Here is an 11,714-nt window from a genome sequence, read left to right on the forward strand (position 1 = left end):
TGGCGGCGGAATCCTTGGCCTGGTCGGCGGCGAACTGGGCGTCGGCCAGGCTGGCGGCACCGGCCGCCTGGGTCTGGGCCTGCAGCGACTTGGTGACGTTCAGCGATTCGAAGGCCTGGTCGGCATAGGACTTGGCCAGCGCCGCCTGCTTGGCGACTTCGGACTGGATGCCCAGGGCCTTGGCGTAATCGGTCGCCGCCTTGGACAGCACGGCCCGGGCGGCGGCCGCCGCGACCGCCTGCGGATCGTTGGCATCGTTGTCGAAATTGCCGTCGTTATTGAGATCGACCAGCATCTGGTCGGGCAGGTCGGCGGCCTTGTCATAGGCGGCCTTGGCGGCGATCACCGCCGCGTCGGCGTCGGCCACCACCAGCTGGGCGGCGTCGGACGCCGCCTTCGCCTGGTTGTAGGCGGTCTGGGCGGCGGTATTGTACCCGGTGGCGTCCGAGATGCCGAACACGGTGGCGTCGTTGGGATCGACCGCGGCCGCGTCGAACGCCGCCTTGGCGGCGTCGGCCTGGGCCTTGGCGGCATCGGCCTTGGTCTTGGCGGTGGCGGCGTAATCCAGGTTATCGGTGTCGCCCGCGTTGGTGGTGACCTTCTTCAGCGCCGCGTCGGCCGAAGCCAGGGCCGCCGCCATCGAGGTCTCGATGTCGCGCTGGGCGGTGTATTGGGCGATGATTTCGGCCGCTTCGGCGTTGGCCTGGACCGAGGCGGCATCGGCCACCGATTCCTGCGCGGCGACATAGGAATCATAGGCGGAATCCGAGGTGGCCTCGGCCAGATTGGCGCGGGTGACCGCCGAATCGGCGGCGGCGCGGGCCTTGGTGGCGGCATCGACGGCGTTGTCATAGGCGGCCGAGGCGGCGTCGTAGGCGTCCTTGTAGGCCATCACCACCAGATTGGTGGCGTCGTTGTTGTTGGCGGCCAGGGCCGTCTGATAATCGGCCAGGGCCGCGGCCTTCGAGGTCGCCTGCGAATCGCGGGCGGCTTCGGCGGCGGCGGCGGCCACCAAAGGATCGCGGGTTTCGGCGCGGGCGGCGGCAGCGGCGGTGGCGGCGGCGTCATAGGACGACTTGGCCGTGGTCAGCGAGGTCGTGGCCAGCGTATTGGCGGCGACCGATCCGAAGCGGGCGGTGACCACCGTGCCGGTCCGCCACGACGCGGCGGCGGCTTCCAGATTGGTGGCGGCGTCGGAAATCGCCCGCGCCGCCGCGGCATAGCTTTGCGCCTGCTTGTTGTAATCGGCGGCGGTGGCGACGTTGCCGATGGCGACGGCATGGCCGTCGGCGACGTCGGCGGCGGCCTGGAACGCCGCCTTGGCCTTCAGCGCGGCGGCGGCGGCCTTGGTCGAGGCCAACTGGACGCCGGCGATGTCGCCGTCGTCGAAGGCGGTGCGCGCCTCGTTCTGGTAGTCGCGCGCCTGGTTCTTGTAGGTCTGCGCGTCGGTGGCATAGCCGCCGGCCTGACTGTTGGCGGCGTCGTCCAGGGCGGTACGGGTGCGCTCGGCCTCGGCGATGCGTTCCAGCTCACGCGCGGCGGCCTCGGCGGCGGCGGCCTCGGCGGCGGCCTTGGCGGCGGCGGCGGCGGTGAAGGTGGCCAGCTTGGCCTCGGCGGCGGCATCGACCTGCAGGGCCTGCTTCTCGGCGGCCTCGGCCTCGGCCACCGCCTTCGATGCCTTGATCACCTGTTGTTCAAGGAACAGGATCGAATCGTTGGCACTCTTGGCCTTGGCCGCCGCCGCCGGCCCCAAGGCCAGCAACGAGGCGACGATGGCCTTGACGGTGGCCAGTTCGGCCGCCGCCGCCGCCAGCTTGCCGGCGGCGTCGTTGACACCGTTGGGGTCGTTCGAGGAATTGACGGCGGTATTCTTCAGCGTGTCGATGTCGCCGGCCAACGTCGCATTGTCGTTGCGCGTCGGGTTCATCAAATCAAGCTTGGTCTTGGCCGCCGCCAGGGCGTTCTTGGCCGCATTGGCGAAATTGACGGCGGCGGTGGCGGCGTTGTCGGCGGCGGTCTTCGAGGTGGCGATGGCGGCCAGGCCGGCATCGGCGCAATCGACCGCCGCCGCGTCGGCCTTGGCGATGGCGTCGGCGGTGGCGGTACGGGCTTCTTCCAGGCGGGCACGGGCGGCGGTGGCGGCGGTCTCGGCTGCCGTACGGGTGTTCGCCGCCTGCGCGGTGGCCAGCTCGGTCTGGGCCTGGCCCAGCTTGGTCTGGACGGTGCCGAGGTCGGTGGCGACGATGCCCTGGTTGGTGTTGACCAGGCCAGTGGCGAAGGCGGCTTGCGCCTGGTTGACCTGGGTCAGCGCCGCCTGGGCCTGGGCCTGCAGCCGCAGCACCTCTTCGACAGCGGCCGCCGCCTGCTTCTGCGCAGCTTCGATGCCCCGGGTCTCGGCCTGGGTGGCGACCGCCGCCTGGGCGGCCTGGGCCGCAGCGATGGCCCCGGCGTCACCAGAGGCCTGGGCCTGGGCCAGGGCCAGAATCGCCTCGGCGTTGTCGGCGGCCGAATCGGCGGAATCACGCGCCGCCGAGGCCGACAGGACCGCCTTCACCGCCGCCTGGTAGATGGTGTCCATGTCGTTGGAATGGACCCGCCAGGTGGTCGATTTGGCCAGCAGAGCCTGGGCCTGAGCACGGGCGGCCTCGGCCTCCAGATACTTGGTCTGGGCCAGATCGGCGGCGGCGCGGGCATCGGTGGCGTCCGATTGGGTCGCGGCGACGTCGGCGACGTGGGTGTTGGCCTCGCCGGCCTGAGTCTTGGCGGTCTGGGCGGCCTGCTCGGCCAGCTTGGTGGCATCGACGGCGGCATTGACGGCGGTCAGCAGGTCATTGCTGACGCTCTTGGTCGCCATGGTTTCCGAGAAGCTCTCGTACCATTCGGCGGCGGCCTCGGCGCCCTGGGCCTTGGCCAGATTGTCATAGGCGGTCAGCACCGCGCCAAGCGCGGTCACCGCCGATTGTTCCAGGGTCAGGACCTGGCCGTGCAGGGTGACATAGGCGGTCTCGGCCTGGGCGGCGATCGCTTCGGCGGCGGATGCGGCGGCGTTCACCGTGGCATAGGCGGCCTGATATTCGGTCAGCAACGAGGTGAAGAAGCCCTTGACCTCAAGGTCAGCGGCCAGACCCTGCGCCACCAGGATGGTGGTGGCTTCCAGGGTGGCGTCCTGCGGCGGCAGGGCCAGGGCGGCGTTCAGCAGACTGGTGTCGGACGGCGCGTTGGCGGCGGCCTGGATCTTGGTCACCGCATCGGCGGCCAAGGTCTTGGCCTGGGTGGTCACCGCCAGGTCGGCCTGGCTGGAATTGGTGAAAGCGGTATCTGCGGTACTCTTGGCGGCATTGGCCGCCGTCAGCGCGTCGGCCAGCAACGTGGCCTTGGTCGCGGTGGTGGCGGCCGACACCGCACTGGCAACCTTTTGCAGGGCGATATTGTAGTCGCTGCCCAGCCGGACCAGGGCGTCGGCGGTCAGGATGCGGGCATAGGCGTCGTCGGCGACCACCTTCTGCACTTTCCACGCCGCCACCTCGACATATTTGTCGGCATCGGCGTCGGAAGCGCCGGCATGGGCGGCCTTGTAGGCATTGACGGCCGCGGTGTAATTGGCGGCGGCGTTGGTCTTGGCCGACAGGGCCGCCGACAACGCCTGGTCGATGGCGGTCAGCCGGGCTGAGCCGGTTTCTCCCAGCGCTTCAAGGGTCTTGTTGGCAGCCAAGGTCAGGCTGGCACCGGCGGTGACATTGACGGTGGCGGCGCCGATGACCACGGTGGTGGCGGTGGTCGAGAAGGTGGCCACCGCGTCGGCGGCGTCGTCAACGATCGGCTTGACGGTGCTGTCGGCATAGGCGCGCTTGCCCTGCGCGGTGCCCAGCTTTTCCTGCCAATCCAGATAGGCCGGCTGCTCGGCGGTGCGGGCCGCTTCCAAGGCCGCGATGGCATTGGCACTGGCGGTCTTGGCGGCGTTGACCGTCAAGGTGGCGGTGACGCGGGTGCCTTCCTTGGTCGCCTCGTCCGAGGTGGCGGTGCCATCGACCCAGGCATTGATGGCGGTGGTGATGACGGTGTTGTCATTGGGATTGGCGGCGACGGTGCCCAGGATGTTGGCCTTGGCGGTCGCCGCCTCGAGGGCGGTGGTCAGCTTGGTCTGGGCCGGCCCGATCGTGTTGCTGATCAGGTTGTTGATCTTGGTGCTGACGAAATTGGCCGAAAGGGTGGTCGCTTCGGCCTTGTAGGTGTTGAACTGGGTCTGATAGGTGGTGAGCTTGGCCTTCAGCGCGGTGATGGTCGAGATGTCGGCGGTGGAATCGGCTTCCCATGCCGTCATCAGCGCGTCGATCTTGGTCTGCACGGCGGCCTGCTTGGCCGCCACCACCTGGGCGTTGGCGGCGGCCTTGGCCACCTTCACTTCCGCCGTCGCGGTCTGCAGATTGACGTAAAGCGCGCTGCTTTGCGCCGCCGTCCCCAACTCGGTGACGATGGCCTCGGCCGCTGTTTGCTTGGTGGTCATCAACGCTTCAAGGGTGGCGATCTTGTCATCGACGTCGCCGATGGTGCCGTCGCCGTCCAGGTCCGACGAGATGGCGGCGATGGTGGCGTTGATTTCCGTCTCGATGGCATCGTCGGAGGCGTCGATGTCGCCGTCGTCGTCGTAATCCTGCGAGGCGGCAAAGGCGATGGTGCCGTCGGCGGCGATGGTGGCGAAGGGCAGGCCGCCCAGATATTGCGCCGCCAGATCCTCGCCGCGCGCCCCGTACATCTGCTGGATGGCGACGATATCGTGCAGCAGCGGGCTATCGGAATAGCCGACCAGACCGCCGCCAAAATACGACATGATGCTGTAGATCTGCGAATCGTAGGCGCTGGTCTGGACGGCAAAGCCGTTATAATCGCCGGCATGTTCCAGGCCCAAGGCGTGACCCAACTCGTGCAGCAGGGTCAAAAAGCCGTAGCTGCCGGGAATCAACGAGCCCAATTGCGGGTCGCCGGCGTCGAACCACACGTCGCCGCCGGTACCGTCGCCGGGAAGATAGGCCCAGGCGGTTTCCGGGCCGGTGGTGGTGGAGGCGAAGCGAACTTCGCCGCCGTCGCCGGTGACCTCGACGAAGGTGATGTTGGCGACCTTGGCCCATTCGGCCATGGCGGCGCGCGCCGCCGCCTGCTGCTCGGGCGTGAAGGCGATGAAGCCCTGGCCCTCGACCGAGCCGGCATAATCGGCGGGCACCTGGGTCGGGAACGAATAGGTGATGATGACCGAGCCATCGGCGGCGGTTTCGCTGGCCGGCTTCCAGCTATGGCCGCTCAGCAGTTGCAGGATCGCCTGGGCTTCTTCCAGCTTGGTGCCGCTGACGTCGGTCAGGATCATGTCATAGAGCAGATGGGCCTGCTCGGACGGATTCAGCGTCGCCAGTACCTTGGCGATACCGGTGACGGCGCCGGTCAACGCCGAAACCGCAGTGACCGCCGTGGTGATCTTCGACGCGTACGGGTCGGCTGTCGTCGTCGCTGTCGGCGGCGGCGGCAAGGTCGTGTCGATCGCTTGGATCAGGACCTTGATCTCGGCCTGCAGCGCCTTTCCACCCTCTTGCACCAGCGAGGCCACTCTATCGGCGGCGGATTTATCCAACGGTGATTTTTGGTCGAAATTCAGGTTGGGATTGGGGACCGACGGCAGGAACTGTCCCGGCCCCGGCTCGTTGCCCGGGCCGGTGCCCGAATTGAAGCCGCCGCTGACATTCTGGGTGAAACTGCCGGTCGCCGCGTTGCCGACCATGGCGCCGAATTGCTGGGCGCTGAAGGCCTGGACCTGCGCCGCCCCGCTCGGGCTGACCGACAGGCCCATGCCGGGGGTGTTGACGGTGAAGCTTTGGCCCGATTTGGTGGTGAAGGTCAGCTCGCCGACCACGCCACCCTTTTCCGGCACCAGCACCACCTTGACGCCCGCGCCCGACACCGCGCCGCCGCCGGCGGTGCCGCGGATGCCCATGGTCATCGCCGGGGTCTTGATCTGCAGCGCGTCGGGGGTGGTCTTGGGGATTTGGCCCGAGACGAAGGTGAACGAGCCCGACACCACCGACAACTGGCCCGAGCCGGTATGGGCGTCAGCATCGAACACCAGATTGTCGAGGACGGCGCGGCCCTTCGAGCCCAGCGCGAAGGCGGTGCCGTCGGCGAAGACCAGCCCGACATTGGCGCCGTCGGCGGCCAGCAGTTGGTCGCCCTGATAGACCGGGTCGCCGGGCTTCAAGGTGCTGCGGGTGCCGTCGGCATGGCGGGCCTCGACCGAACCGGAACTGGTCTCGACCTTGCCGATGCTCTTCAAGCCGCTGCCGGGAACCCCGGCCTGGGCGAATTGCCCGGGCGCCAGCGGGCCGGCCAGCAATTCGGCCAATTCGGGGTCGATCACCGCGCCGGCGGCGTTGGCCAGGGCCGGCGGGGTTTCGGTGGCGAAGTAATTGCGGACGACGACACGGGTGCCGTCGGCACCCACCAGAATCAGGTCGGCGCCAGCCCGAACGTAATCGGCCTCGAGCAGGAAATCGGCGCCGGGAATGACGACCCGGGTCGATCCGCTTGCTTCGATAACGGTCTGCTGCACCGCTGGCGCACCGTCCGCCGCTGTCTTTCCATCTTTGGGCAAAGCGTCCAACCCCGCTGTTATGCCCCCCAATTCGCCGACACAGGGAGGCACGGTATTCTGCCACAAACATGGTATTGTTCCAATAACCAGGACCTGAAGACGACGGTATCGGCTGTGCGAATTCTTCGAATCTTGACGATTTTTGGCGCCATGAACCTGACTGGTTGGGGGGCTATTGCCGAAGCGCCACAAAATGTAGTGCTGTGCGCAGAATGCCCGCGCATGATCATGATCCCCATCGGGGCTTCACCCGAGCAGCCCGCCCTATACGTAAGTCATAGCGAGATATCCTTTGATGAATGGGCAAAATGCTCTCAAAAGGGGAACTGCCGCCCGGTGTCGGATGACCATGGGTGGGGGAAGGGACAACGCCCGGTCATCAATGTCAGTTGGGAGGACGCCCAGGGCTACGCCCGGTGGGTGTCGGCGCGGTCCGGACTGACATGCCGCCTGCCATCGGAACGCGAATGGGAAGCCGCCGCCCGGGCCGGAACCGACACGGCGTTCTGGTGGGGTGACGACCCCCGCGCCAACCTGGCCAATTGCCGCGATTGCGGCCCGGCCCCGATCTACGGGTCGCTACCGGCGGGCAGCTTCCCGGCCAATCCCTGGGGCCTGGTCGACATGAACGGCAATGTCTGGGAATGGGTCCAGGATTGCTGGTCGGCCAACCGTTCCGGGCCGATCGAACAGGACCTTGCCGCCTGCCCCCAGCGGGTGATCAAGGGGGGCTCGTGGTACTATTACTCGGCCAACGCCCGCTGGGACGCGCGGGCCAAGAACGATGGCCGCCTGGGCAGCTATAATATCGGCATCCGCCTGGTCTGCGAACCGCCCGCCCCACGCCGCTGAACCGCGGGATCGGAATTTCCGCTTGCGCTTTTGTTGCGAGTGATTTTCGTTCGCATATCGCAGCCCGGAGGACCCGATGACCGCCAACAGCATGCAAACCGCCATTTCCGCCCTGCGCCGGGCCGGCCTGTGCCCAACCGCCCACCGCCTGGCCATCGCCTCGCTGATCTTTTCCGGCCCGACGGTGCGCTGACCGCCGACGAGGTGTGCGATCGCGCCGCCGACACCGGCCTGGCACTGTCGCCCACCGAGGCCCAGACGATTCTTGGCGAGTTGCAGGCCCGCGGCGTTCTGCCGCAAAACCTGTCGCGCGGCACACGGTCGCCCTTGCCCGGCCAGTCGGAATTCAACCGGGCCGTCCTGGTGCTGCAGGGCATGGCCAACCCGGTACGCCTGGCCATCCTGTCCGAGCTGGCCAACGGCGAACGCAGTGTCGGCGAGCTGCGCGACCTGGTCGGCCTGCAACCATCGGCGCTGTCGCAGCATCTGGCCCGACTGCGCGTCGCCGGACTGGTCACCACCCGCCGCGACGCCACCCGCATCTACTACTCGCTGGCCGAAAACCAGACGCGGGCGCTGTTGCGCGGGCTGCGCCAGGCGGTGGCTCTTTGAAATCATTTCTTCGCGTCGCACGCCGCCACTGGAAATACACAGGCGTACAAGGTATGACATCGTCGGGTTTTGAACCGGGTGAATACCAATCATGATCATGGAACGCCGCGTCATCGTTTTTCCGCGCGCAGACTTTCTGGATGCGATGCGCCGCTATGGCGAAACCAACGGAAAGCCGATGCCCGACACGCCGCCGCTGGCGCTGTCGTTCGACCCGGCCCAGGATGTCGCCTTGACCGTCACCTTCCCGGCGGTGCGCGGCGGCGTCGAGACCCGCTACGCCTTCTCGCGCGAGGATGTCGGCCAGGCCCTGGGCAATCATTGCCGCCTGCACAAGATTCCGCTGCCCAAGGAGGTCAACAAGCAGGTCGAGAAGTTCAAGGACGGCGCCGCCCTGTCCATCCAGATCGGCACCGCCGGCTTGCACGTCATGATCATCGACGACCAAGAGGTGATGCGCAACATCATCAAGAAGCTGTTGACCAAGGCCAACCCGGCCCAGATCACCGAGGCCAGGAACGGCATCGAGGCTTTGGAGATGCTGCGCTCGGGCGAGATCTTCCCCGACGTCATCTTGTGCGACCTGCACATGGACAAGATGGATGGCGGCCAGTTCCTGCAGGAACTGCGCTCGGACAAGGCCAACGTCAATTGCAAGAAGCCGGTGCTGATCCTGACCGGCGACAAGAACGAGCAGGCCCACGAACTGACCCGCCAGGTCGGCGCCTCGAAGGTCCTGACCAAGCCGATCTCGGCCGAGGATTTGATCAAGCAGATCATGCTGGTCCAGGGCTATTTCGAACTGAACAAGTAACCCGGGACTCAAAATTTCCTCGCCCTGCGATACCTTCGGTTGGGTATCCGCGGCAGGAAGGGGTATGCTAGACCCAGCCGCGAGGTCGGGGATGCTACGCAACACACCAATCGGGCTTAGGCTCTATCTTATCCTGGTCGTCATGTTGGCGGCGGTGGCGGTGATCGCCATCGGCGGCGTCCAGGCCGTGCACCAACGCATCCAGGTGGAGCGCCAGAGCCAGGCCCGCATCCTGGTCGAGGCGGCGCTGGGCCATCTGCATTATCTGGATGACCAGGCCCGCGTCGGGGCCATCAGCCATGCCGAGGCCCGCACCCGAGGGGTCGAAGCGATCGCCTCGATGTCGTGGCGCAAGAACGACTATCTGTGGATCAACGACCTGATCCCGGTCATCGTCTGGCACCCGTCGGGCGAATGGATCGGCCGTGATGTCAGCCAGACCCGCGATCCCAGCGGCCGCCAGCTGTTCCAGGAATTCGTCGAGCGCACCGCCTCGGGCGAGGGGGCCTTCGTCACGTATCTCTGGCCCCGCCCCGGCAGCACCGAGCCGCGCCCCAAGCTGTCCTATGTCCAACGCTTCGAACCGTGGGGCTGGATCATCGGCTCGGGGATCTATGTCGATGATCTCGATCAGGTCTGGCGCGACACCATCTTGCATTGGGGCAGCAACACCGGCCTGATCGGCCTGATCGGCGTGCTGCTGGCCTGGATGATCGGCAAGTCGGTCACCCGGCCGCTGGCCCAGGTGACCCGCACGATGCGCCGCCTGGCCCAGGGGCTGGAGGTGCCCGAGCAGGAGACCGACCGCGGGGACGAAATCGGCGACCTGATCCGCGCGACCCAGGTGTTCCGCGCCAGCATCGAGCAGCGAGAAGCGGCCAGGCGCGATCACGAACGGGTGCTGCGCCAGGCCAAGACGGTGTTCGACCACATCTCGGAAGGGGTGATGGTCTCGGACGACCACAACCGCATCATCGCCGTCAACCCGTCCTTCACCCGCTTCACCGGCTTCGAGGCCGCCGACGTCATCGGCAAGAACCCGTCGGTCCTGTCGTCCGGCCGCCACGATGAGGCGTTCTACCGCGCCCTGTGGAGCGAGCTTTTGCAGGCCGGCGAATGGCACGGCGAGGTGTGGAACAAGACCAAGGCCGGCGAGGTCTTCCCGGAATCGCTGTCCATTTCGGTCCTGAAGACCCCCGACGGCCGCGTCGAGGGCTATGTCGCCACCTTCCTGGACATCACCGACCGCAAGCGGCGCGAGGCCAGGGTGCGGTGGCGGGCCGAGCATGACGCCCTGACCGACCTTCTGAACCGAGCCCAGTTCGAGGCCCGATTGGCCAATCAGGTCCGACTGGCCAAGGAAGATGGCTGCTCGTTCGCGCTGCTCTATCTCGACCTCGACGGCTTCAAGCAGGTCAACGACACGCTGGGCCACGCCGCCGGCGACAAGGTGCTGAAACGCGCCGCCGCCCGTATCGAGGGCGCGGTGCGGACCTCGGATCTGGTGGCCCGCCTGGGCGGCGACGAATTCGCCATCATCGTTCCCGGCGTACAGGGGCCCGACGATGCCGGCCGCATCGCCACCAAACTGGTGGCGTCGCTGGCCGAACCCTTCGAAATCGACGGCGACCGCGTGCAGGCCGGCACCAGCATCGGCATCGCCCTTTATCCGCACGACGGAATCGCCCCCGATACCCTGGTCGCCGCCGCCGACGAGGCGATGTACCGCGCCAAGCGCGCCGGCCGCGGCGGATGGCAGTTTCATACGCCGGGGCTGGTGACCGGCTGACGGTTTCGCGCTATGGTGTCGCCCCTTTGGCACCCGAGGCACCCATGAGCCTGACTCGCTTCACCCCCCAAGCTGCCCGCGCCTTCCAATTACCGATGGAGCGGCCCGGCCCGTTCCTGCGCTGCGTCGCCCCCTGGCTGGCGGTGGCCATCGTGGCGCGCCTGGCTGCGGCGACTCCGGCTCCCGGCCCGTCGATCGGCTTCGCCCTGCAGGCCCTGGCCATCGGCGCCTTCGCCACCGCCTGGATGCGTCAGGTCGCCCTGGATGAACAGCCGGTCCGTTTCGGCTTCGGCCTCCGTGCGCTGCTGGTGGCGGTGATCTATCAGGTCGCCTTGATGTTCGAAAGCTTCCCCCGGCCGTTCCTGGAACTGCTGCTGGACGGCATCAAGGACGGCCCGATGCTGGCGGTGGCCGGCGTGCAGATCTTCCAACTGCTGATCGGCTGCTTCTTCCTGGTGCTGCCCCATGTCGCCCTGTCCAAGAAGGGCGAGGCCGGCGGCAACCGCCTCCAATTGATGGTGCTGGCCGGCGGCCTGGGGGTGGGCCTGGGCTATGTCCTGTGCGGCCTGCCCTTCCTGGTGATGAACATGCTGTGGGACGAGGCGGCGGTCACCCTGCCGACCGAAGGTCTGCCCGGCGTGGCGGTCGATGCGGTCCGGCTGATGATCTCGTTCGCCGGCATCGGCGTCGCCAGCGCCTTCTTCGCCCAGGTGTGGATGGTGCTGCAGGGCGTCAACCCGTTCGTCAACCAGACCCCGCCGGCCGACACCGAGGCCGACAGCGAGCCCAAGGCCAAGCGCACCGAGCGGCTGAACAAGCTGACCAAGAAGAAATAAGGAAGCCCTTAGACCATCGAGCCTCAGATATGAGGCACGATGGTCTAATTTTTTGGCTGTCCCTCGCCGGGCGCGGCCATCCGGCCGCTTGGCCGCGCCCGCAATGATGGGGTGGACGGCCCCTGCTCACCGGCGTCGCAATGCGCCAAAGTGGTCGTTGTTGAAACAGACCATAGA

General features: G+C 67.2%; 6 protein-coding genes (1 of these 6 only partly in view). 5 read left to right on the forward strand and 1 reads right to left on the reverse strand.

The features are described 5' to 3' along the window. Positions 1 to 6,592 carry the 5' end (the start) of a LamG-like jellyroll fold domain-containing protein gene (locus A6A05_RS04685; RefSeq protein ID WP_068497959.1) on the reverse strand. The gene continues 38,300 nt to the left of window position 1, outside the view, so only the first 6,592 of its 44,892 coding nucleotides appear in the window; it begins with the start codon at positions 6,590 to 6,592; its stop codon lies beyond the left edge, outside the window. A 270-nt stretch (positions 6,593 to 6,862) separates the two neighbouring features. On the opposite strand from A6A05_RS04685, the gene A6A05_RS20675 reads away from it, so the two are divergent. The 5 genes from A6A05_RS20675 to A6A05_RS04710 all read left to right on the forward strand — a co-directional run bounded on the left by A6A05_RS20675 (position 6,863) and on the right by A6A05_RS04710 (position 11,537). Continuing rightward, positions 6,863 to 7,486 (forward strand): formylglycine-generating enzyme family protein, encoded by a 624-nt coding sequence (locus tag A6A05_RS20675; RefSeq protein ID WP_281193239.1) that lies wholly within the window; start codon positions 6,863 to 6,865, stop codon positions 7,484 to 7,486. 204 nt (positions 7,487 to 7,690) lie between these two features. Continuing rightward, positions 7,691 to 8,098 (forward strand): ArsR/SmtB family transcription factor, encoded by a 408-nt coding sequence (locus A6A05_RS21695; protein ID WP_245644194.1) that lies wholly within the window; start codon positions 7,691 to 7,693, stop codon positions 8,096 to 8,098. 91 nt (positions 8,099 to 8,189) lie between these two features. Next, positions 8,190 to 8,912, forward strand: a complete 723-nt coding sequence (locus tag A6A05_RS04700; protein WP_068497963.1) for a response regulator — start codon at positions 8,190 to 8,192, stop codon at positions 8,910 to 8,912. Positions 8,913 to 9,003: 91 nt separating this feature from the next. Further along, the gene (locus A6A05_RS04705) at positions 9,004 to 10,701 is read left to right on the forward strand and encodes a sensor domain-containing diguanylate cyclase (protein WP_068497965.1); all 1,698 of its coding nucleotides are present in this window, start codon (positions 9,004 to 9,006) and stop codon (positions 10,699 to 10,701) included. Between the two features lie 44 nt (positions 10,702 to 10,745). Continuing rightward, positions 10,746 to 11,537 (forward strand): hypothetical protein, encoded by a 792-nt coding sequence (locus A6A05_RS04710; protein WP_156520903.1) that lies wholly within the window; start codon positions 10,746 to 10,748, stop codon positions 11,535 to 11,537. Positions 11,538 to 11,714 lie beyond the last annotated feature (177 nt).

Source organism: Magnetospirillum moscoviense (assembly GCF_001650635.1).
Lineage (GTDB): Bacteria > Pseudomonadota > Alphaproteobacteria > Rhodospirillales > Magnetospirillaceae > Magnetospirillum > Magnetospirillum moscoviense.